Raw genomic sequence first — 23,225 nt, forward strand, 5'->3', positions numbered from 1 at the left:
GGCGCGTCCGCGGCGACTCCGGAGTCCTCGTCGGACGAGACACCGGCGTCCGGCGACGGCGGCGACGACCCGGCCGAGTAGCGTCTCGGCGCCGGGCGGCGCCGCACCATGGGCGAACTCGAACAGCTGCTCGCGCTCTTCCTCGCCGCGGTGCTCCTGGCCGCCGGGGCGCGTCGGGTCGGCGCGCCCTACCCGGTCTTCCTCGCGGTCGGCGGCGCGCTGCTGGCCTTCGTGCCCGGCGTCCCGGCGTTCTCGGTTCCGCCCGAGCTGGCCCTGGCGCTGTTCATCGCCCCGATCCTGCTCGACGCCGCCTACGACGCGTCGCCGCGCGACCTGCGCGACAACTGGCTGCCGCTGACCAGCCTGGTCGTCTTCGCCGTCGGCCTGACGACGGCGGCTGTCGCCTGGGTGGTGCGGGCGCTGATGCCCGAGGTCGGCTGGGCGCCGGCCATCGTGCTCGGCGCGGTGGTGGCGCCCCCCGATGCCGCCGCGGCGACCGCCGTGCTGCGGCAACTCCATCCGCCGCGTCGCATCCTCACCATCCTCGAGGGCGAGAGCCTGCTGAACGACGCCAGCGCGCTGCTGATCTACCGCCTCGCGGTGGGCGCGGCGATCGCCAACGACTTCTCCGTCACCGCCGTCGCGCCCGCCTTCCTGCTCGCCGTCGTCGGCAGCATCGCCGTCGGCCCAGCGCTGGCGTGGATGTTCCTGAAGGTGATCCATCGCGTGCAGCACGTGCCGACGGCGATCATCCTGCAATTCGCCACGACGTTCGGCGTGTGGATTCTCGCCGACCGCGTCGGGCTCTCGGGCGTGCTGACGATGGTGTGCTACGCGATCACGGTGGCGCGGACGGCGCCGGAGCAGACGCCGGCGCGGATCCGGATCCCGTCGTACGCGGTGTGGGAGACCGCGGTCTTCGTCCTGAACATCCTCGCCTTCATCTTCATCGGCCTGCAGATCAGGCCCATCTTCGATCGCATCGAGCCCGGGGCCCGCGGCGGCTATTTCGCCGTCGGCGCTGCGGTGCTGATCACGGTGATCCTCGTCCGCGTCGCCTGGCACATGTGCTTCAACGCGGTGATCCGCTGGCGCGATCGGCGCGTCGGCTTCAACCCGCCGCGGCCGATGCTGCGGGCGACGGTCGGCAGCGGCCTGGTGATCTCGTGGGCCGGCATGCGCGGCATCGTGACGCTTGCCGCCGCGCTGGCGCTGCCGGCGCAGTTCCCCTATCGCGATCTGATCGTCTTCACCGGGTTCGTCGTCGTGCTCGGCACGCTGACGATCCAGGGGTTGACGCTGAAGCCGCTGCTGCGCGCGCTCGAGCTGCGGGACGGCGATCCCGTCGCGCGCGAGGTGAACCTGGCGCGCGAGCGCGCGCTGCGCGCGGGGCTCGACAGCTTCGCGGACCAGCAGTCGACCGTCGCCGACGCGGTGCGGGAGGAATTCGTCACCCACCTCGCCGCCGACGCCGCGCCTGGCGCCGCCAGACGATCGGCGCACACCGGCATCCATCGCGGCGCGATCGCCGCCGCCCGCCGCGCCGTCCTCGCGATGCGCGAGAGCGACGAGATCGGCGACGACGCGTTCCATCAGGTGGAGGAGGAGCTGGACTGGCTGGAGATGGCGGGGGGCAGCGAGTGACGGCGCCGGTGGAACACGTCCATCGGAATGCGGTCGGTCGTGCAGACCCGCCCGATCAGGTCGTGCAGCCGCGGGTCGCAGGCCGCGAGACCCTCGGGCGTGCATCGCCGGATCGACGCCGCGGATGCCGTTCGTCATCGCGTGCGCGAGCGGTTGGCGTGGTAATCGCGATCGGCCTGGACGACCGGCTCGCCGGCATGCGCCGTTACCGTAACAGATCGAACAGCCGCGAGAACTTCACCACCAGCGAGCGATCCGTCCGCTGCGGACGATCGAACAGGTCGTAGAGCCCCCGCGTGTCGGTGTAGACGACGAAGAGCCCGGTGTTCGCGGCCTGGAGCCAGCCGAAGCGCAGGTTCATCGACCACTGATCCGCGCGATCGTTGTACTGAACCAGTCCCTGCAGGAAGGTGTGCGTCGTGAACGAATACGAGATGCGGGTCCGCAGCAGGTTGGTGTCGAACGAGCCCCACGGCAGATTGACGTCGTTGCGCTGATAGGCCACTTCCGCGGTGAGCGCCTCGCCGGCGCGGACGCGCAGCGTCGGCACGAACGTCACGCGGTCGCCGCCGAAAAAGCCGCCGATCCGCGACTCGGCGTGGAGGCTGACCGGCGCTCCCTGGTTGGTCATGAACACCAGCTGCGCTTCCTTGCTCTTGTACGAGCCGGCCGGCACGAAGATGCCCGGATAGATCTCGAACGGCCGCCGCAGCCCCTCTTCGACGACGTTCATGCCGGTGTGCACTTCGTAGCTGTTCCTGAACTGCCAGTGGTTGTCGATGTGGATCTGCATGCTCTCGAGCAGCCCGTCGTCGATGCCATAGAACGCGCGATAGCTGCTGTGCGGGCGCAGCTCCTGCAGCTTCCAGATGCGCGGGCGCCAGCGGGTGAGGATGCGCGCGTCGGGCTTGCGGTAGCCGCGCCGCGTGTAGAACCCGACCTCCGGGTTGAACCGTGCGCCGATCTCCTGGTAGCCGAGCTCGAGATCGAAGCGCGGCACGCTGGTCCGCGAGCGGACGTTGAAGGCGGTGTCGCCGGCGTCGACGCCGTAGGTCGACGACTTCGCGACGAAGCTGGAGACGACCGTGTGCTGCCGCAGGCCGGCTTTGCCGTCGACCGCATACGTGCGGTTGTAGTCGTGGTCGCGCGCGAACCGGCCGACGCCGACGCGGCTCGTCACCAGCGCGCCGATGGACGATCGGTTGGGCAGATCGCGGCTGACCCGCGCCACGGTGAAATTGCTGCCGGACAAGCGGTCGTGCGGCGCGCCGGGCGGGACGTTCAGCAGCGCCACGTCGTCGGTCTGCATGGTGAGGAGGCCGACGTTGTACTTGCCGGCTTTGCCCGACAGCCGGCCGCCGCCGTTGATGGCGATTTGCTCGCCGGAGGGGCCGATGCCGATGCGCCGGCTGAAGAACAGATCGATCTCGCCGGGGTTGCCGACGGTGAAGAACCCGGCGTTCTCGAGGAAGAACGGGCGCTTCTCGGGGAAGAACAGGTCGAACCGATCGAGGTTCACCTGCTGATCGTCGATCTCGACCTGGGCGAAGTCGGTGTTGACCGTGAGATCGAGCACCAGGCTCGGCGTGACGCTGTACTTCAGGTCCATCCCGGCGTCGGGATCGAACGTCGCGTCCACCGGCCGGACGCCCGACGCGAGCGCCTGACCGAGCACGAACGGCGTGAGCTTGAGGTTGCGCAGCGCCGGCGCTTCCAGCCCGGTCAGCACGCCGGCCAGCGAGAGCCGATAGAGGTTGTACTGGCGCGGCACCGGCGCCCAGTAGCTGCGCTCATTGCGGCGGCGGATGTTGCGCTGGAAATTGACGCCCCACGTCTGCGGCGCCCCGGAGGGAAAGCGCAGCGTCCGGAACGGGATCGCGAACTCCGCCGACCAGCCGATCTCGGAGATGCGCGAGCGGACCTCCCACGCGCCGTCCCAGTTGACGTTGAACCCGCTCCCGGCGCCTCCCTGCTGCCGCTGGCCGCCGGCAAGCCCGGCGCCTCCCTGCCCTTCGTTCGTGACCTGTCCGTCGTACTCGATGCCGGCGGGATTGGTCCCGAACACGAAGCCGTTCAGCCGATCGCGATAGGTATCGAAGATGATCTGAAAGCTGTCGGTCTGATCGAGCGCGGCGTCGCGCCTGGCGTCCGAGACGATGATGCCGCCCGGCTCGCGGTCGTAGCAGATCACGCCGACGTAGATCGTCGACGCCGTGTAGACGATGCGGACGTCGGTCCGTTCGGTGGAGGGACGTCCCTCATCGGGCTGTTCCTGCGCGAAGCCGCTCGCCGGCGCCGCGGCGCTCCATGCCGGATCGCCGGCGACCTCGCCGTCGATCGTCGGCGGCTGCTGGACGCGCACCGCGGTGAGGGTTGGCTGGGCGCCGGCCGCGCCCGGCAGGGCGGCGGCGAACAGAAGGATGGCGAGCCTGTGCGGCCGGATCGGCAAACGCATCATGCGCTGCGCGATCATACGTCAAGCGCCGCATCGCTCACCGCCGCCGACGCGCGAACGACGTCACACCTGCTGAAAGGCGGCGAACGCATCCACCAGGCCGGCGCCGGTGGCGCCGTCGAGACCGCGGCTGGCCTTCAATCCTGCGCCCCTGGGATCGCTCGCGGGATTCGCGTTGCCCGTCGCGACGTCGCGCGCGGTGCGCTTCAGCACCGCCTTCACGTCGCCGGGGGTGAGCCCCGGGTTCTTCTCCAGCAGCAGCGCGCAGACCGCGGCGAGCTGCGGCGCCGCCGCCGAGGTGCCGCTGAACACCCCCCACCCATCGGTCCTGGTCGTGCCGTCGTGCGCCCCCTCCTCCCGGTCGATGTCGCACCCGGGCGGGATCGGCAGCATGATGTAGTCCGCATACGGCAGCAGCCCGACGAGGCCGCAGAAATCCGGCACGTTGCGCCCGGAGTAGATGCGGCTCTTGAACCCGGACGCGTAGTCGGACGCGCGCATCCGCCCGCCCTGATCGACGAACACGCCGCCGGCCGAGATCACTTCCGCCATCTGTCCGGGGAACGAGTAGTGCCCGTTGCCCGCGGCGAAGACGACGACGATGCCTGAGGCGACGGCGGCCTGGATCTCGGCTTCGAGCGCGACGAGGCTGTTCGGCAGCGACGTCATCGGCGCGCCGGTGCCCGGGTCGCGCAGGTCGTAGCCGAGACTCACCGAGATGACGTGCGGATCGTGCCGCAGCGCTTCCTGGAAGCCTTCCAGCAGCGTCGCCCCGGCGTAGGGATTCTCGTCGTTGTCCACCTTGATGCCGATGAACGTGGCGCCGGGCGCGATGGCGAAGATGTTGGCCGACTCGCCGGTGCCGTGCCCGTTGGCATCGGTGGCGCGATTGGTCGCGCCGGGCGCCAGCGTGACGGTGGAGGTGTAGCTGTGCGTGGCGAAGAACGGATGGCTGTGCGCGAAGCCGCTGTCGACCATCGCGATCCGCACGCCCCGGCCGGTGCGTCCCTCCTGATGGATCGGCGCGGCGTTGATCAGCCGCGCGACGTCCGCGGGGACGTTCAGGTGATAGCGGTTCCGCGCCGGCGGCGTGGCCGACGGCACGCCGGCCGCCCGGGACGGCGACGAGCGCGGCTGACGCTTCGCGAAATGAATGTGCGGCCACTGAATGTAGGCGTCGTCGATCATCGCCGCTACGGCGGGATCGGGGTTCCACGGCGCGCCGTCCGGCGGAAAGTAGAACGCCTGGAACTGCGCCGGCGCCGCGGCCGGCAGGCGGAACGGCGCGAGCGCGGTGCCGAACAGCGTCTCGTACTCCCGGCGCGTGCAGCGGACGGAGGCGGTGAGCCGGCCGCGGATGCTGGTCTCGAGGCCGCGCCGGTGCAGTTCGAGCAGCGCGCGATCCATGTCGATCGGATCCGGCGCGAGCGACAGCACGCTGCGCGTCGAGATGCGCGCATCCAGCTTGGTCGGCCCGAGGCCGTCCTTGGGACGGCGGAACGTGACGGCGACGCGCAGCGCATCGGAAGGGCGCGACGTCGCCGCGCCGCGCAGCGTGCGCTGCGCGTTCTCGAGTGCCTTCATTTCGATCCTCGCCTGGAGATCACGATGTGAGCCGGCGCGACGCTGATGCTCTCGACGTACTCGGCGAGCGGCGGCGGCACCGCGAGCGCGCGCGACGCGAGCGCGGACGCCGCATCGGGCGGCGGCGCGGCGTCGCCGAACGCGGCGGCGAACGTCCGCCGAGTAGCGCGCGCCGACACCGACGCCTGGCCGGTGCCGGTCACTTCGAAGCCGAGGGTGCGGAGCGCCGCGGTGAGATCCGCGATGCCGCGCGGGTTCCTCGCGCCGGTGCGGACCAGCATCTGCAGTCGAACGGAATCTGACGAAGAAGGCATCGAAAAAGTTACGCGTCCCTGTTATACTGGATGCCGTTTCCAGCAAAACCCTACTGTTGCTCTTCGGTGGCGCCGGGCGTCTTCCGGAAAGGGTGTCACACGTGTCTACGCGACCCAGAATTCTGCTCGTGGAGGATCACGCCGACACACGGGAAATGTATTCCCATGCGCTGACTCACGCCGGGTTCGAGGTGTCGACGGCCGTCGACGTGGACGCCGGCTACGAGCTCGCCACGTCGCTGCGTCCGTCGATCGTCGTCACCGATTACCGCCTGCGCGGCGGGTCGGGCGCGGACCTCTGCAGCCGTTTGAAGCGCAACCGCCGGACCTCGGCCATTCCCACGCTCATAGTGACCGCATCATCGCAGCCGCGCGATCTGGAGCACGCGCTGAAGCTGGGCTGCACGGCCGTGCGACTGAAGCCGTATCTGCCCGACGAGATGGAGCGGGACATCCGCGCGCTCATCGCCGGCGCGCGCGTGGCGCACTGGCCGCCGGAATACGGCGCGCGTCCGAGCTGATCGCCGTCAGGGCTGGCGCATCGACTTGCCCGTCGCCAGCAGCAGGTGCAGCGCGTCGGCGGCGCGCTTCAGCGCCTTGCCCGCGCCGCGCGCCGACACCAGGTCGTTTTCCTCCAGCGCCTCGTTCAAGACGCTGACGCAGCGTTCGATTTCCGCGGAGTACTCCGCCGCCTCGGCGCGCAGCGCCGGCGTCAGCGCGCGCAAGTCGGTCGTGCGGCGTCCGCCGCGCTGCACGTGCCGCCGTTCCTGTCCGTGGCGCCGCTCATCGGACATGCTGGCTCCGCGTCACTCGCGGCCGAACGGGCCGGCCCACCCGTCCACGTTGAAGCGGATCCGCAGTTCTTCCCACCGCTGCTCGGCTGTCTCGGAGTTGGGAAACCGCTCGACGCGCTCGTCGGCGCCCGGTTCCTGGATGAACAGATCGCAGGATCCGTTGTCGCGCGGGCGCAGCTCACACCGCAGGAACTGATCCCCTTTCCTGAAGAAATAGAACATCGCTACCTCACTATCTCATAGGTAGGCGGATGCCCGGGACCGGCGGGAATCAGTCGAAACGCACCAGACCGCGGCGCGTCGCGACGCGGATGGCTTCAGTCCGGCTCGTCACCTGCAGCTTGTCGAACAGGTGCGCCAGATGGCTCTTGACGGTGCGTTCGGAAATGGCGAGCGCGGTCGCGATCTCCTTGTTGCTGTGGCCGTTGGCGAGAAGGCGGAGCGCTGCGAGCTCGCGCGGCGTCAATTGCACCTGGGTGACGCGCTCGGCGAGCTTGGCCGCCGCCGCGGGCGCGAGGTAGGTCTTGCCGGCGAGCACGTCGCGGACGCACCCGACCAGCGCTTCGGCGGCGATGTCTTTCAGGATGTAGGCCTTGGCCCCCGCCTGCAGCGCCCGCGCGATGTCTTCGTCGGCGTCGTAGGTCGTGAGCACGACGACCCGCGCCTGCGGGTCGATGTCGCGGATGCGCCGCACCGCTTCGACCCCCTCCATCTCCGGCATCCGCAGGTCCATCAGGACGACGTCGGGACGCTGGGCGAGGAAGGCGTCGATGGCGTCGCGGCCGTTCGCCGCTTCGGCGACGACCTCGAGGTCCGCCTCCTGGTTGATGATGTTGGCGACGCCGGTCCTGAGCAGCGAGTGGTCGTCGACGACCAGCACGCGCGCCGGACGGGTGCCGACGTCAGCGGTCGGCATTGACCGCCTGCGGGATCGAGAAGGCGGCCGGCTGCCAGGCCAGCACGACTTCGGTGCCGGAACGCGCGGCGGTGACGAAGGTCAGCGAGGCGCCGATCCGGTCCGCGCGCTCCCGCATGCTCGTCATCCCGAACCCGGCAGACGCGCGGTCGCCGCTGATGCCGCGGCCGTCGTCGGCGATCGACAGGCGGAAGCCGACGCCGCGCACGCCGCCGGCGTGCACCTTGATGCGGCGCGCCTGCGCGTGGCGCGCCGCGTTGGTCAGCGCTTCCTGCGCGATGCCGATGATCTCGCGCTCGACGCCGGCCTCGAACTCCGGCAGCTCGTCGATCACCAGCTCGATCGGCACGTCGGCGGTGCGCTCCGCCATGTCGACCATGCGCCGCAGCGCGGTCGGCAGGTCTTCACGATGGCTCGCCGGCCCCGCCGCGCCGCTCGGCGCCGAGGGACGCAGCGCCGCGACGGATCGCCGCGCCTCGACGAGGTGGGTCCGCGCCAGATCGATCGCCGTCTCGAGGCTGCGCGTCGCCGCGGGCGGCAGACTGCCCGCCGCCGCACGCTGCGCGGCCTGCAGCTGCATCAGGATCGCCCCGAATCCCTGCGCCAGCGTGTCGTGGATGTCGCGGGCGATCCGGTTCCGCTCCTCGAGCACCGCCTGCCGCCGCGCCTCGAGCAGGCTCTGTTCGACGACGCGGCTGTAATACAGCGCGAGCGTCGCCTGCCGAGCGGTGGCGTCGAGCAGCGCGCGGCGCCAGCCGCGCTCGCAGTCGGAATCGCCGGCGCTCGACAGCGCGATCCAGCCGAGCGTCCGCGGCGCGAGCCGCAGCGGCGCCACCAGCAGCGACTCCACACCGGACGCGCGATGGAAGGCCCGCACCTCCTCCGGCAGCCGCTCGTCGTCGCCGCCGAACTGCAGCATTTCGGTCAGCGCCTCGGCCGTCGACGCGAGATGCCGGCTCATCGCCTCGCGCGGCAGATCGAGCGTGCCCCAGCCCGGACTGTCGGAAGTGTAGGTTTCCCCCCGGATGTTCGCCATCCACAGATCGCACGTGCCGGCCGCCTCGTCGCGGAGCCACACGCCGCAGGCGTACGACTCCGAATCCTCGACCAGCCGCTTGATGAACATGCGGAAGAAGCCGCGCAGGTCGGGATGCGTGACCAGCAGGTCGAGCGCGAGCTGCACGGCGTCGCTCTGGATCGAGGCCATGCACTCGGCGCGCTGCCGATCCTCGCGGATGTTCTGAATCGCGGCGTGCAGCCGGGCGATCTCGTCTTCGCGGGATTCTGCGGAGGCGGTCATGGTGTCGAGTATGCCCGACTCCGGGCCGCCTGGCCACCGTTCGTCGGGACGAGGCCGGAATCGTCCTTTTGGACGATCCGCGTCTGGGCCTCAGGCACCATCCGCGCCTGCAGCCTATGGCTGACGCCGCCGTCGGCTATCTGCCGGATTGTTTACCGGCGCCGCAGGCGCGATTCTGACGGGCATGTTCACTCGTGTTTCGTTGTCACTGTTGCTCTCACTCAGCGTGGTGGCGGGCTGCACCCGCGTCCAGACCGCCGATGCGCCTCCCGCCGCGCCGCAGGTCACCGCCGCCGCCGCGATCGCGCGCGACATCACCGAATGGGATGAATTCACCGGCCGGCTCGAGCCGGTCCAGTCCGTCGGCGTGCGGCCGCGCGTCTCGGGACTGATCTCCAGGGTCACCTTCGAGGAAGGCACGCTGGTCCGTCAGGGTCAACTGCTGTTCCAGTTGGACGACCGGCCGTTCCTGACGCAGGTCGAACGGCTGCGCGCCGAGCTCGCCGAGGCGGCCAGCGCGCGCGATCGCGCCGCATCCGAGCTGCGGCGCGCCGATCGCCTCGCCGCCGACAACGCCATGTCGCTCGAGGAGCGCGAGCGCCGCGCCGGCGCGGCGACCGAAGCGGCGGCGCGGGTCGACGCCGTCTCCGCCGCGCTCCGCGCCGCCGAACTGGAGCTGGAGTTCACCCGCGTCGTCTCGCCGATCGACGGGCGGGTCTCGCGCGCGCTCGTCACCCGCGGCAACCTCGTTTCCGGCGGCCAGGGGGAAGCCACGCTGCTGACCACGGTCGTGTCGGTCGACCCGATCTACGCCGCCTTCGCCGCCGACGAGCAGACTTTCCTGCGCTACGGCGATCGCGTGCGGCACCCCGGCAGCGGCGCCTCGCGCGAGCTGCCGATCCGGATGGCGCTCGCCGACGAGGACTCGTTCCCGCACCAGGGCACGCTGCGGTTCCTCGACAATCAGCTCGATCCGCTCACCGGCACCATCAACGGCCGCGCCATCTTCCGCAATCCCGATCGCCGGCTGACGCCCGGGCTCTTCGTGCGGCTGCGGCTGCCGGGACTCGCGTCGTACCCCGGCGTGCTGGTGGAGGATCGCGCCGTCGGCACCGACCTCGATCGCCGCTTCGTCCTCGTCGTCAAGAACGATCAGACCGTCGAATCGCGGACCGTCACGCTCGGCCCGATCGTCGACGGGCTGCGCGTCGTGAAGAAAGGGCTCGGCGCCGGCGAGCTCGTGGTCGTCAACGGCCTCCAGCGCGTGCGTCCCGGAGCGAAGGTGAATCCCTCGATCGTGACGATGGCGGGTGGCCGATGAGGTTCTCGTCGTTCTTCATCACGCGGCCGATCTTCGCCGCCGTGCTGTCGCTGCTGATCGTGATCGGCGGCGCGCTGGCGCTGCTGAAGCTGCCGATCTCCGAATATCCCGGCGTCGTCCCGCCGACGGTCGTCGTGCGCACCGTCTTCCCCGGCGCGAACCCCAAGGTGATCGCCGAGACCGTCGCCTCGCCGCTCGAGCAGCAGATGAACGGCGTCGACGGCATGCTCTACATGTTCAGCCAGGCGACCGCCGACGGCGCGCTGACGCTGACGATCACGTTCGCGCTCGGCACCGATCTGGACAACGCGCAGGTGCAGGTGCAGAACCGCGTGGCGCAGACGCTGCCGCGGCTGCCGCAGGACGTGCAGCGCATCGGCGTCACGACCGAAAAGGCGTCGCCCGACTTCATCCTGGTGGTCCACCTGGTCTCGCCGGACGAGCGCTACGACATGCTCTACCTGTCGAATTACGCGCACCTCCAGGTGAGGGACGAGATCACGCGGCTCCCCGGCGTCGGCGCGGCGCAGGTCTTCGGCGCCGGCGAGTACAGCATGCGGGTGTGGCTCGATCCGGATCGGCTCGCCTCACGCCAGCTCACCACCAGCGACGTCGTCCGCGCGATCCGCGAGCAGAACGTCCAGGTCGCCGCCGGCGTGCTCGGCGCGCCGCCGGCCCCCTCGACCGCCGCCTTCCAGCTGTCGATCAACACGCGCGGCCGGCTCACCTCCGAGGAGGAGTTCGGCAACATCATCGTCCGCGCCACTGACGGCGGCGAGATCACGCGCCTTTCCGACGTCGCGCGGCTGGAGCTCGGCGCCAACCGCTATTCGCTCCGCAGCCTGCTCGACAACAAGCCGGCGGTCGCGATCGGCGTGTTCCAGCGTCCCGGCACCAACGCGCTGCAGGCGTCGGAAGACGTCCACGCGACCATGGAGCGGCTGAAGCAGAACTTCCCGCCGGGCATGGACTACCGCATCGTCTACGACCCGACGGTGTTCGTCCGCGATTCGATCGACGCGGTCGCCCACACGCTGTTCGAAGCGATCCTGCTGGTGGTGATCGTCGTGGTGGTGTTCCTCCAGACCTGGCGCGCGTCGATCATTCCGCTCGTCGCGGTGCCGGTCTCGCTGGTCGGCACGTTCGCGGTGATGCTCGGGCTGGGCTTCTCGCTCAACACGCTGTCGCTGTTCGGCCTGGTGCTGTCGATCGGCATCGTGGTGGACGACGCGATCGTGGTGGTGGAGAACGTGGAGCGGCACATCGAGCTGGGGCAGCCGCCGCTGGAGGCGACCCGCCGGGCGATGGCGGAAGTGTCGGGCCCGATCATCGCGATCGCGCTGGTGCTGGTCGCGGTGTTCGTGCCGACGGCGTTCATCAGCGGGCTGACCGGCCAGTTCTACCGGCAGTTCGCGCTGACCATCGCGATCTCGACGCTGATCTCGGCGTTCAACTCGCTGACGCTGAGCCCGGCGCTGGCGTCGCGGCTGCTGCGGGCGCACGGGTCGCCGCGCGATCGGGTGCAGCGCGGCATCGACCGCGCGTTCGGATGGTTCTTCCGGCGGTTCAACCGGGTGTTCGCGCGCGGCTCGTCCATGTATGCCGGCGGCGTCGGGCGCGTGCTGCGCGTGTCGGCGGTGGCGCTCGCGGCGTATGTCGGCCTGGTCGGCCTGACCGCCGCCGGATTCGCGAAGGTGCCGCAGGGATTCATTCCGCCGCAGGACAAGGACTACCTCGTCGCCTTCGCGCAGCTGCCGGACGGCGCGACGCTGGATCGGTCGGAGCGGGTGATCCGCGAGATGACGGCGCTCGCGCTGGCGCATCCCGGCGTGTCGAACTCGGTGGCGTTCCCCGGGCTGTCGATCAACGGCTTCGTGAATGCGCCGAACACCGGCATCGCGTTCGTCACGCTGAAGCCGTCGCACGAGCGGCAGCGCGACGGCCTGGACGCCAACCGGATCGTGGCCGATCTGAACCAGCGGTTCGCGTCCATCCAGGACGCGTTCGTGGCGATCTTCCCGCCGCCGCCGGTGCAGGGTCTCGGACAAGTCGGCGGCTTCAAGCTCTACGTCGAGGACCGCGCCGGCCTCGGGTTCGAGGAGTTGTACCGGCAGGTGCAGGGGGCCGTCGCTGCGGGGTACCGGGAGCCGTCGCTGGCGGGCCTGTTCTCCAGCTTCCAGGTGAGCGTGCCGCAGATCGACATCGACGTCGACCGCGACCGGGTCAAGACCTATGGAATCCCGCTGACCGACGTCTTCGACACGCTGCAGGTCTACCTCGGGTCGCTGTATGCGAACGACTTCAACCGGTTCGGACGCACCTACCAGGTGAACGTCCAGGCGGAGTCGTCGTTCCGCGTGCAGCCCGAGCAGATCGTACGGCTGAAGACGCGCAACGCCCGCGGCGACATGGTGCCGCTCGGATCGGTGCTGAAGGTGAACCGCACCTACGGCCCCGACCAGGTGATGCATTACAACGGCTACCCGGCGGCCGAGATCAACGGAGGGCCGTCGCCGGGGCACAGCTCGGGGCAGGCGCAGGCGGCGATCGCCGGACTGCTCGGCCGGACGCTGCCCAACGGCATGACGTTCGAATGGACGGAGCTGGCATATCAGGACTCGGTCTCCGGCAACACGATGTTCCTGATCTTTCCGCTGTGCGTGCTGCTGGTCTACGGCGTGCTGGCGGCGCAGTACGAGAGCTGGTCGCTGCCGCTGACGGTCATCCTGATCGTGCCGATGACGCTGCTCTCGGCGATTGCCGGCGTGTGGCTCACCGGCGGCGACAACAACGTCTTCACGCAGATCAGCTTCCTGGTGCTGGCGGGCCTGGCCTGCAAGAACGCGATCCTGATCGTCGAGTTCGCGCGGCAGCGGGAAGCGGAAGGGGCGCCGCGGCGGACGGCGATCCTCGACGCCTGCCGGATCCGGCTGCGGCCGGTGCTGATGACGTCGGTGGCGTTCATCATGGGCGTGGTGCCGCTGGTCCTCGCCTCGGGTCCGGGCGCGGAGGTCCGGCAGGCGATGGGCATCGCGGTGTTCTCGGGCATGGTCGGCGTCACGCTGTTCGGACTGTTCCTGACGCCGGTCTTCTACGTGGCGATCGAAGGGCTGGCGGATCGTCTGCGGCAGCGGCGCGCGGCGCTCGCGCCGCAGGTGCCGGCCGCGGCGGAGGGACACTGATGGGTCGCAAGCTGCTCCTCGTGCTGGGTGTTTCGGCAGCCTTCACCGCGTGCGCGGCGCGCACGACTCCCCCGTCGCACACGATCGCGCCGGCGCCGCTGGCGCGGTGGGATGCCGCGGCGTTCTCGGGCGACCAGTACGATCCGCGCTGGTGGCGGCAGCTCGACGATCCGGTGCTCGAAGCGCTCGAGCAGGCGGCGCTGGAGGCGAACCGCGACGTGCGCTCGGCGCTCGCGCGCTTCGATCAGTCGCGCGCCGTGTTCGACGAGGATCGGCGCCGGCGATTTCCCACGGTCACGGCGGGTGCGTCCATCGACGTCCGCGAGCAGGGCTTCCCGGGATTCCGCGACGAGCCGGCGCAGATCACCACCTACCAGGCCGGGCTCGGCGCCTCCTGGGAGATCGACCTGTTCGGCCGCGTGCGCGCCGCCATCGCGGCGGCCTCGGCGAGCGCCCAGAGCTTCGAGGCGGCGCTCTCCGCCGTCCGGGTGAGCGTGGCGGCGGACGTGGCGCTCAACTACTTCGAGCTGCGCGGCATCCAGCGCCAGCTGTCCGTACTCGATCGCAGCCTGGCGAACCAGCGCGAAACGCTGCGGCTGACCGAGGCGCGGCGCAACGCCGGCATCGGCGGCGAGCAGGACGTGGCCAGCGCCGCGGCGCGCGTGGCGGCGATTGAAGCCGCCGTCCCGCCGTTGCGGACCGCGCTCGCAATCCGCGAGCATCGCCTCGCCGTGTTGACCGGACGGGCGCCGGGACAGCTCGCCGTCGATCTCGCGCCGCGGCCGTACCCGGTGCTGGCGAAGACGATCGCGCTCGGCGCCCCGGGCGCGCTGCTCGACCGGCGCCCGGACGTCCGCGCCGCGGAACGGCGGCTGGCGGCGGCGGCGGCGCGCGAAGGCGTCGCGGCCGCGGACCTCTACCCGCGGATCACCGTCACCGGCGTGCTGGGACTGCTCGCCGGCCGCGGCAACATCTTCGGCACGGGCGACTCGCGGGTGTGGGCGGTGACGCCGGCGCTGCAGTGGGCGGCGTTCGATCTGGGCAGCGCCCGCGCGCGGCTGCGCGGCGCCCGGGCGGCGGTCGGCGAGGCGCTGGCGGAGTACGAACAGGCGATGCTGCTGGCGCTGGAGGAAACCGAGAACGCGCTCGTGACCTATCGCGAGCGGCAGGAGCGGCTGGTGAAGCTGACCGACGAAGTGCGTGCCAGCGCGCGCGCCGCCGACATCGCCCGGGCGCGCTATCGCGAAGGCGTGTCGGAGTTCCTCTCGCTCCTCGACGCGGAGCGCACGCAGCTGCAGGCGGAGAGCAGCGCCGCCGCAGCGGAAGCGGACCTCTTCACCGCATTCGTCGGCCTGTATCGCGCCGTCGGCGGTCTGTGATGCGCGCGGCCGCGCCGGCGAGAGCGCCGCCGACGCGTCGGATCGCGCTCTCACGTCAACCGTAACGACCTCAGCCGCACTTTTTCCTCACCTCATCCGCAATTACCGCGTGCGCATCCGCACACGCTTCGGTACCCTTGAAGGGATCCGCAATTCAACACTGATCTGACGCCGGTCCCCGGGCCGATCCGGCCCCACGGCTGTACCGAATTCTCAAACATGTTCGAACTCCGGCTCCCCCGTCTGGTTCTCGTCCTTGCTGCGTCGCTGCTCGCGCTGAGCGCCGTCCATCCCGTCGAAGCGCAGGCGCCCGTCCTCCCCGCGCAGGAGCGCCTCTGCGATCCCGCGTTCGAGGACTGCCGCGCCGACATCCTCACCTACATCCAGCAGGAAACCGTCGCCATCGACATGGCCTACTGGATGATGACCGACGCGCGCTACGCCAACGCGCTGGTCGCGGCATGGAACCGCGGCGTCAGGATCCGGCTGCTGATGGATCCGCGCTGCGCCCCGGCGCACCCGGCCTGCGTGGCGCAGAACGATCAGCTCCGCCTCGCCGGCATCCCGATGCGGCAGCGCCAGGCGAGCGGCATCCTGCACTGGAAGGCGATCATCTTCGTCGGCCAGGGGCAGGTCGAGTTCGCCGGCACCAACTACGCGCCGTTCGAGATGTCGCCGGAGATCCCGTTCGTCAACTACACCGACGAGATCGTCGCCTTCACCAAAGAGCCGTCGCTGGTGCAGAGCTTCATGACGAAGTTCGACGACATGTGGATCAGCGACGACGAGTTCGCCGATCACGCGAACGTCGCCCGGCCGCTGACGCGCAGCTTCCCGGTCTCGCCGATCGACCCGGAGCTGAACTTTCCGCCCGACGAGAGCTTCCGCAGCCGCTCCGTCGCCGCCTACGACGCCGAAGACCGCCGGATCGACGCGGTGATGTTCCGGATCACGGACGGCGCGCATCCGGAGGCGATGCTGCGCGCCCGGCAGCGGGGCGTCGACGTCCGGCTGATCACCGACGAGACCGAATACCGCAACCGCGCCCGGCTGATGGACGCCTACTACGTCGATCTGCTGTACGCCGGCGGCATTCCGATCCGGGTCGACGCGCATCTCGGGATCAACCACCAGAAGTCGGTCGTGCTGCACGGCACGGGGACCTCGATCATCGGCTCGTCCAACTGGACCGACGCGTCCGATCGGAGCCAGCGCGAGCACAACTACTTCACGGTGAAGCCGTGGATCTTCGAGTGGCTGACGGCGCAGTTCGAGCGCAAGTGGACCAACGGCAGCGGGTTCGCCGAGACCAAGCCGTTCGTCCCGCTGCCGCCGGACGCGCCGGTGCCGCAGGCTCCGGCGCAGGGCGCCGCCGCCGTGCCGGTCACCGGCGCCGCGCTCTCGTGGTACGCAGGCGTCTGGGCCCATAAATACGACATCTACTTCGGCACCTCGCCCGACCCGCCGCTGCTGCACGCGAACCTGCCGCTCGGCCCCAGCCAGTCCGGCGGCGATCACCGCACCGTCGCGCTGCCGGCGCTCGATCCCGGCACGACCTACTACTGGAAGGTCGTCTCGAAGACGATGGCGAACGTGACCGCCGCGGGTCCGGTGCACGCCTTCACGACCGCCGGGGCGGCGACGGACGCGGTGACGCCGAGCGTGACGATCACCGTGGTGCGGCGGCCCTACCTGCAGCAGCCCACGGCCAGCTCGATGGTGATCGTGTGGGCGACGCGCGAGTCCGGCGCCGCATCCGTCCGCTACGGCGCGGCGGCCGGCTCGACGCGCACGTCCGCGTCCGCGACGTCGCGCCTGGTGACCGCGGCCGCCAGCGGCCTGTCGTTCGATTACTACCAGCACAGCGCGACGCTCACCGGGCTGTCGGCCAGCACCACCTACGCGTACCAGCCGATGGTGGGCACCGCCGCCGCGGGGCCGGAAACGACCTTCAAGACCGCCCCGCCGAGCGGCGGCGGATCGATCTCGTTCATCGCGTTCGCCGACAGCGGCACCGGGTCCGCCGAACAGCGGCAGCTCGCGGACGTGATGTCGCGCGACGCGTTCGACCTCGCCGTCCACGCCGGCGACATCGCCTACGGCAACAGCGGCGGCACCGGCGACGCGACCTATGCCACCTACCAGTCGTACTTCTTCGACGTCTACAACTGGCTGCCGGCGAAGCCGTTCGTGCCGGTGGAGGGGAACCACGACAGCCGCCCGAGCAACGGCGACGGCAAGGCGTATCTCGACATCTTCGAGCTGCCGCGCAACGGCGCGTCCAGCGCGTTCCCCGATCACGCCGAGCGGTATTACAGCTTCGACTACGGGCCGGTGCACTTCGTGGCGCTCGACACCGAGTTCGCCTTCCAGGACACGACCCGGCGAGCCGAGCAGCTGCGCTGGCTCGACGCCGACCTGCGATCGACCACCCAGCCATGGATCGTCGCCGTGCTGCACCGCGCGCCGTACAGCTCCGGCGGGGAGCACGGATCGTCACTCGACGTGCGCGCGGCGTTCGGGCCGCTGTTCGAGCGCTACGGCGTCGACGTCGTCCTGTCGGCGCACGAGCACACCTACGAGCGCACCGTGCCGATCCGCGAGAGCACCAACACCGCCGACGCGTTCGTCACCTACATCGTGACCGGCGGCGGGGGCGCGCCGCTCTATCCGGCCGGCACCAGCAGCTGGACGGCCTTCAGCGCCTCGATCCACCAGTACATGAAGATCGCCGCGGACGCGTGCACGCTCACCCTCAACGCGGTGGGGCTGAGCGGCGCCGCGGCCGATTCGGCCAGCATCGATCGCTGCGGCGGCCAGCCAGGCACGCTGCCGGCGGGCTGGAGCCACGCCGACGTCGGCAACACCGGCGCGGCCGGTTCGGCGACGGCGAGCGGCGGAACCTTCACCGTCACCGGCGCGGGGGCGGACGTCTGGGGCACCGCGGACGCCTTCCACTACGCGTACCGCACGCTCGACGGCGACGGCTCGATCGTCGCGCGCGTGAGCACGATTCAGAACGTCAACGCCTGGACCAAGGCCGGCGTCATGATCCGCAACTCGCTGTCGCCGTCCGCGGCGCAGGCGTTCATGGTGGTGGCGGCGTCGCCGCTGAAGGGCGTGCCGTTCCAGCGGCGGCCCGTCGACGGCGGCGCCAGCGTCAGCACGTCCGGCAGCCAGAGCACCGCGCCGCGCTGGGTGAAGCTGGTCCGCGCCGGCAATCTGATCACCGGCTACGAATCGGCGGACGGCGTGACGTGGACCACGGTCGGCAGCGACACGTTCGCGATGGGCTCGACGGTCCTGGTCGGACTCGCCGTCTCGAGCCACGTGACCGGCGTCAACGCGACCGCCACGTTCGACAACGTGACGGTGACGGCAACAGCGCCGCCGCCGCCGAACGTTCCGCCGGCGGTGTCGATTACCGCGCCGGCGTCAGGCGCGCGCTTCACCGCACCGGCCGCGGTGACGGTGACGGCTGCCGCGTCCGACAGCGACGGCACGGTCGCCAGGGTGGATTTCTTCGCCGGCAGCACGGCGATCGGGACCGCCACCACCGCACCGTACTCGGTGACCTGGTCCGGCGTTCCTGCGGGCACCTACACGATCACCGCGATCGCCACGGACAACGCGTCGGCGCAGACGACGTCGAGCGCGGTCACCATTACGGTCGATGCGGCGCCGCCGGCCTCGACGCTGCCGAGCGGCTGGAGCCACGCGGATATCGGCAACACCGGCGCCGCCGGCGACGCCGGCGCCGCGGGCGGCACGTTCACGGTGAAGGGGGCCGGCGCCGACGTGTGGGGCACCGCGGACGCGTTCCAGTACGCCTATCGCACGCTGACCGGGGACGGCTCGATCGTCGCGCGGGTGGCGACGATCGAGAACGTGAACGCCTGGACGAAAGCCGGCGTCATGATCCGCAATTCCACCTCGCCGTCGGCGGCGCACGCGTTCATGGTCGTCGCCGCGTCGCCGCTCAAGGGGGTGCCGTTCCAGCGCCGCACGGCGGACGGCGGCGGCAGCACGAGTACGGCGGGCAGCCAGTCGACCGCGCCGCGCTGGGTGAAGCTGGTGCGCACCGGCAACGTCATCACCGGCTACGAATCGCCCGACGGCGTCGCGTGGACGGCGGTGAGCAGCGACACCTTCGCGATGGGGCAGACGGTGCTGATCGGCCTTGCCGTCTCGAGCCACGTGACCGGCGTCAACGCGACGGCGACGTTCGACAACGTGACGGTCGCGGCGGCGAGCGCTCCCCCGCCGCCTGCACCCGCGCTTCCCGACGGATGGACGCACGCCGACGTCGGATACACCGGCGTCACCGGCGACGCGACCGCGGCGAACGGCACCTTCACCGTGACCGGCGGCGGCGCCGACGTGTGGGGCACGGCCGATGCCCTCCAGTACGCCTACCGCACGCTCACCGGCGACGGCACCATCGTCGCGCGCGTCGCGACGATCCAGAACGTGCACGCGTGGACCAAGGCGGGGGTCATGATCCGCAATTCCAACTCGCCGTCGGCGGCCCAGGCGTTCATGCTGGTCGCCGCGTCGGCGACCAAAGGCGTGCCGTTCCAGCGGCGCACGTCGGACGGCAACATCACCGTCAGCACCGCCGGCAGCCAGTCCACCGTGCCGCGCTGGGTGAAGCTGGTGCGCGCCGGCAACGTCATCACCGGCTACGAGTCCCCCGACGGCCTCACGTGGACGATGGTCGGCAGCGATACGTTCGCCATGGGCCCGACCGTGCTGATCGGCCTGGGCGTGTCGAGCCACGTCAGCGGCGTCAGCGCGACCGCGACCTTCGACAACGTGACGATCACGCCCGGCGGCTGACGGGCGGGAATCGGCGCCGGCTTACAAAGCTGGCATCGGACTGGCGATATTGCGATCCCGCAGCCGGTTGGACTGATGTACGGCATGAAATTGCCGGATAATCCGCGACCGTGCTGGCACAGCACTTGAGCCTGCGGCAGGCATGCCTACGCCGCTCTTTGCGCTGTTCGTCCTCGCCGCAGCGGCGATTTACTTCATGACCCCCGAGGAACGGACGCGTCTGCTCCGGGCCTGCATCGCGGCGCTGAAGAACGCGGCGCATGCCGCGACGCATCCCGCCAAGCCTGACGACCCGTTCATCGACCTGCTGCGCACGCGAACGCGCTGGGTGGTCGTGACGCCGCTGCTCGTCGTCGTGCACGTGCTGGTCTTCATGCAGATGGCGTCCGCACCGGGCGCGATCTCCGACCCGCAGACGGCGATCGAGTGGGGGGCGAACTTCGCGCCGCGCACCACCAACAACGAGTGGCAGCGGCTGATCGTCTCGACGTTCCTTCACGCCGGCCTGCTGCACCTGCTCGCCACGATTGCCGGATTGCTCCTCCTCGGGTTCGTCCTCGAGCGCATCGTCGGCCGGGTGACCTTTGCGGCGATCTACGCGGCCTCCGGCCTGGCGGCGAGCGTCGTCAGCCTGTGGACGACGACGCCGACGGCCATCACGCTCGGGCCGTCGGGCGCGATCTTCGGCGTCTATGGGCTGCTGCTCGCGTCGCTCGTCTGGACGATCGTCGAACGGCCGCCGGTGCCGATTCCGCTGCCGGTGGTGAAGGCCTGCGCGGCCGCGGCGGTGCCGTTCTTCCTCTACAACGGGCTGACGGATCATTTGAGCAGCACGGCGGAACTGGCCGGTTGTGCGACCGGGCTGATCGGCGGCCTGCTGACGGTCCGCGGCCTGACGCGCGAGAAGCCGCCGCTGACGCGCACCGCCGTGCTCGCCGCGGCCACCGCGGCGGTGGCGATCGCGGCGGCATTGCCGCTCCGCGGCATCACCGACTTCCGCCCGCACATCGCGCAGATCGCGTCGCTCGAAGAGCGGACCACGACCACCTACGATCAGGCGGTGAGCGAGTTCCGGCTGGGACGGCTGTCGGCGAAGCGGCTGGCGCAGTTGATCGATCGCACCATCCTGCCTGACCTGCAGGGCGTGAAGAAGCGGCTGAGCGAAGTGCGCGGCGTGCCGCGCGAGCAGCAGCCGCTGGTCGACGCTGCGGACGCCTACCTGAAGCTGCGCGAGCAGTCGTGGCGGCGGCGCGCCGACGCGCTGCTCCGCTCGAACCTCGGCATGCTCCGCGAAGCGGAACGCACCGAGCGCTCGGCGCTGGAGGCGTTCCAGAAGATCGGTTCGCTGAGCGCCGCCGGCGCTACTTGAGCTTCAACTGCAGCGACGTCCCGGCCCGCCGGGTCAGCAGGCCCACCGCGCGCGTGCGCGCCTCGAATGCGGCGAGCTGCGACGGCGTCAGGAACGAGCCCGTGCCTGACACCTCCGCGATCAGTCCGTCGTAGAACAGCATGATCGCAAAGCTGGCGAGCACCTCGTCGGTGGTGAAGTTGCAGTGCTCGAAGCGATCGATCGGGATGTTCAGGTGGCGCGTCAGGTACGAGCCCGATGCCAGCGTCTTCAGCGCGTAAATCTGTTCGTGCCAGTACGGCACCTGCTGGTCGCGCAGCGTGTGCAGCGTGATCAGCGGCCGCTGCAGCACGCCGCTGGTCGAATACGCCGGCGAGTTCATCGCCGCCAGCGCCGCCGGACTCGCCGCGCGGCGCGGCACCAGCAGGTTCAGCAGCACGTCGCTGCTCGACCCGGTGTAGTAGCGCTTCGAGTTGTCGAACGGAAATCCGCCGATGGTCGCCACGGCGTCGAGCAGATTGACGACGCTGTAGCGGAGCGCGTCCTCGACCGACTGCTCCACCGTGAAGAGATAGTCGTCGGCGTCGTACGGCAGCCGCGCGACGCGGACCCACTGATCGAGCCGGCTGCGATTCGCCGGCGCCATCACGATCGGCTTGACGACGAACTCGTAGTAGTCGGGCCAGATCGCGAGCAGGTCCGGATCCGGGTTGAACGGATCGCCGGGGATCACGCCGGGGAAGAACACCTCGAAGGTCGCGCGCGCGTCGCCGAAGTAGTTGATCTGCGCCGGGAAGTTGCCGACCGGGCCGCACGCCGCGAGACCGGCGGAGAAGATGTCGGGCCGCTGCTCGAGCGCGAGCGCCGTGATGACCCCGCCTTCCGACGCGCCGACGAGGAAGACCTTCTGCGGCTGGCCCTTCTGCGCCGCGAAGACGCTCACCAGGTCGATGATGTCCTCTTTCCCCTGCGCGATCGCCATCCCGGTCTTGCGGTAGCTGTTGGTGGCGAACCCGAAGCCGAGGCCGTTGATCACTTCCGGGATGCAGAAGTCGCCGATGCACAGTTGATCTTCCGGAATGCTGACCGGCGTGCCGGCGTCCTGGAAGCCGTGCGCCCAGACCACCAGCATGCCGTTGTACTGATCGGGCGGCGGCATGCAGATGCGGTAGATCGAGCCGCTGGTCTGCAGCGCGTCGGGATCGCAGGTGGATTGCGCGCGCGCCGGCGCGGCGGTCAGCAACAGGGCGGCGAACAGGCATGCGGCGGACAGACGAACCATGGTTGGGATCTCCTGGCCCATCCTTGTAGCACATCCGCAGGCCGCTGGAAGGCGGTCGCGCGGCGAGGCGCGGAAGTCTGCCGAGAGGCAGAATTCCGCGCGGTCGGCGAACCGCGATCGGCTGACGCGCTCAGCGCGTATTGGTGAGCGTCAGGCGCCACTCGCTGCCGTCGGCTTCGAGATCCCAGTTGAGGAAATCGAGCGCGACGCGCGCCGCGTCGTCAGGCGTGTGGGCGATGGCGAGCAGGCGCGCGTTGCGCCCGCGGGCTTCGTCCCGTTCGTCGCCGTCGGCGGTCTCGACGGTGAAGATCGTCGCCGCGCACACGCCGCGCCACGCCTCGGAATCGAGGCAGTACACGCGGAACTCGCTGGCGGCATCCCACAACGATCGCAGCCGCAGGCGGCAGGCCTCGGGGAACTCGTCGCAGGCCAGCAGCACGGAGGACTGGTCCGCCGGATCCAGCGGCGGCCAGCCGGGAGGGAGCACCGGCGTCCGGTACGGCTCGGGATACGCGGTCACGCCGTGCCGGTGCTGGACGACGCGCGCGGATCGCGAGCGCCGCAGACGGATGGTCTCGTCGTTCACGGCTCGGTCACCTCCAACCGTACGCGCTCGGCGAGCGCGTTGGCTCGGCTCAGTTGCTCTTCGTAGAGCCGGATCCACATCGCCGCGGACCGGCTCAGATCTTCGTTCAGCGTCCGCTCGCGCGTCAATTCGTCGCGGAGGGTCGCAATCTCGGCGTTCAGGCGCAGGATTTCCCGGCCGCAGGCGCGGTGCTGGTCCCCCAGGCGCGGAATGGCTCCCCCGAAAGCGTGGGTACGGCGCGGCAGTCCGGTCACGGTGTCCCCCAGGAGGTACGGTGCGTT

The 23,225-nt window shown here is 70.3% G+C and carries 17 protein-coding genes; 7 read left to right on the forward strand and 10 right to left on the reverse strand.

Going from position 1 to position 23,225, the window contains the following annotated elements; genetic code table 11:
• The first annotated feature begins 108 nt into the window (after positions 1-108).
• A complete protein-coding gene (locus tag VFK57_01710; protein HET7694396.1) occupies positions 109-1,644 on the forward strand; it encodes a sodium:proton antiporter in 1,536 nt (511 codons plus the stop codon).
• Positions 1,645-1,849: 205 nt separating this feature from the next.
• Here VFK57_01710 and VFK57_01715 read toward each other — a convergent pair whose 3' ends face one another.
• The 3 genes from VFK57_01715 to VFK57_01725 form a co-directional block, all read right to left on the reverse strand.
• Entirely contained in the window at positions 1,850-4,099 is a 2,250-nt protein-coding gene (locus tag VFK57_01715; protein ID HET7694397.1) for a DUF5916 domain-containing protein, read from the reverse strand.
• A gap of 63 nt (positions 4,100-4,162) precedes the next feature.
• Positions 4,163-5,683 (reverse strand): S8 family serine peptidase, encoded by a 1,521-nt coding sequence (locus tag VFK57_01720; protein ID HET7694398.1) that lies wholly within the window; start codon positions 5,681-5,683, stop codon positions 4,163-4,165.
• Positions 5,680-5,997 carry a hypothetical protein gene (locus VFK57_01725; protein ID HET7694399.1) on the reverse strand — a complete coding sequence of 106 codons (318 nt, stop codon included), beginning with the start codon at positions 5,995-5,997 and terminating at the stop codon, positions 5,680-5,682. The genes VFK57_01720 and VFK57_01725 overlap by 4 nt, the downstream gene beginning before the upstream one ends.
• Before the next feature lie 101 nt (positions 5,998-6,098).
• On the opposite strand from VFK57_01725, the gene VFK57_01730 reads away from it, so the two are divergent.
• On the forward strand, positions 6,099-6,518 hold the full coding sequence (locus tag VFK57_01730) for a response regulator (protein ID HET7694400.1): 420 nt from the start codon (positions 6,099-6,101) through the stop codon (positions 6,516-6,518).
• A gap of 6 nt (positions 6,519-6,524) precedes the next feature.
• On the opposite strand, the gene VFK57_01735 is transcribed toward VFK57_01730, so the two are convergent.
• The 4 genes from VFK57_01735 to VFK57_01750 are packed head-to-tail and all read right to left on the reverse strand — an operon-like array spanning position 6,525 to position 9,007.
• On the reverse strand, positions 6,525-6,791 hold the full coding sequence (locus tag VFK57_01735) for a hypothetical protein (GenBank protein HET7694401.1): 267 nt from the start codon (positions 6,789-6,791) through the stop codon (positions 6,525-6,527).
• Between the two features lie 12 nt (positions 6,792-6,803).
• Positions 6,804-7,013, reverse strand: coding sequence for a hypothetical protein (locus tag VFK57_01740; protein ID HET7694402.1), 210 nt, complete (start codon positions 7,011-7,013; stop codon positions 6,804-6,806).
• Positions 7,014-7,062: 49 nt separating this feature from the next.
• Entirely contained in the window at positions 7,063-7,707 is a 645-nt protein-coding gene (locus VFK57_01745) for a response regulator transcription factor (GenBank protein ID HET7694403.1), read from the reverse strand.
• A complete protein-coding gene (locus tag VFK57_01750; protein ID HET7694404.1) occupies positions 7,694-9,007 on the reverse strand; it encodes a sensor histidine kinase in 1,314 nt (437 codons plus the stop codon). The genes VFK57_01745 and VFK57_01750 overlap by 14 nt, the downstream gene beginning before the upstream one ends.
• Positions 9,008-9,209: 202 nt before the next feature.
• Here VFK57_01750 and VFK57_01755 point away from each other — a divergent pair, with 202 nt between their 5' ends.
• From VFK57_01755 to VFK57_01775, 5 genes are all read left to right on the forward strand, one after another.
• Complete coding sequence (locus tag VFK57_01755; protein ID HET7694405.1) at positions 9,210-10,328, forward strand: efflux RND transporter periplasmic adaptor subunit; 1,119 nt, start codon at positions 9,210-9,212, stop codon at positions 10,326-10,328.
• Positions 10,325-13,510 (forward strand): multidrug efflux RND transporter permease subunit, encoded by a 3,186-nt coding sequence (locus VFK57_01760; GenBank protein ID HET7694406.1) that lies wholly within the window; start codon positions 10,325-10,327, stop codon positions 13,508-13,510. The genes VFK57_01755 and VFK57_01760 overlap by 4 nt, the downstream gene beginning before the upstream one ends.
• A complete protein-coding gene (locus VFK57_01765) occupies positions 13,510-14,889 on the forward strand; it encodes an efflux transporter outer membrane subunit (GenBank protein HET7694407.1) in 1,380 nt (459 codons plus the stop codon). Before VFK57_01760 ends, VFK57_01765 begins: the two co-directional genes overlap by 1 nt.
• A 219-nt stretch (positions 14,890-15,108) precedes the next feature.
• On the forward strand, positions 15,109-19,728 hold the full coding sequence (locus VFK57_01770) for a phospholipase D-like domain-containing protein (GenBank protein HET7694408.1): 4,620 nt from the start codon (positions 15,109-15,111) through the stop codon (positions 19,726-19,728).
• Positions 19,729-19,870: 142 nt separating this feature from the next.
• Positions 19,871-21,097, forward strand: a complete 1,227-nt coding sequence (locus VFK57_01775) for a rhomboid family intramembrane serine protease (protein HET7694409.1) — start codon at positions 19,871-19,873, stop codon at positions 21,095-21,097.
• Here the strand turns inward: VFK57_01775 and VFK57_01780 are convergent.
• From VFK57_01780 to VFK57_01790, 3 genes are all read right to left on the reverse strand, one after another.
• Positions 21,090-22,358 carry a prolyl oligopeptidase family serine peptidase gene (locus tag VFK57_01780; GenBank protein HET7694410.1) on the reverse strand — a complete coding sequence of 423 codons (1,269 nt, stop codon included), beginning with the start codon at positions 22,356-22,358 and terminating at the stop codon, positions 21,090-21,092. The genes VFK57_01775 and VFK57_01780 overlap by 8 nt on opposite strands.
• A 130-nt stretch (positions 22,359-22,488) precedes the next feature.
• Entirely contained in the window at positions 22,489-22,944 is a 456-nt protein-coding gene (locus tag VFK57_01785; GenBank protein HET7694411.1) for a hypothetical protein, read from the reverse strand.
• The gene (locus VFK57_01790; GenBank protein ID HET7694412.1) at positions 22,941-23,198 is read right to left on the reverse strand and encodes a hypothetical protein; all 258 of its coding nucleotides are present in this window, start codon (positions 23,196-23,198) and stop codon (positions 22,941-22,943) included. Before VFK57_01790 ends, VFK57_01785 begins: the two co-directional genes overlap by 4 nt.
• Positions 23,199-23,225 lie beyond the last annotated feature (27 nt).

This window comes from Vicinamibacterales bacterium (assembly GCA_035699745.1).
In the GTDB taxonomy this organism is placed as follows: domain Bacteria; phylum Acidobacteriota; class Vicinamibacteria; order Vicinamibacterales; family 2-12-FULL-66-21; genus JAICSD01.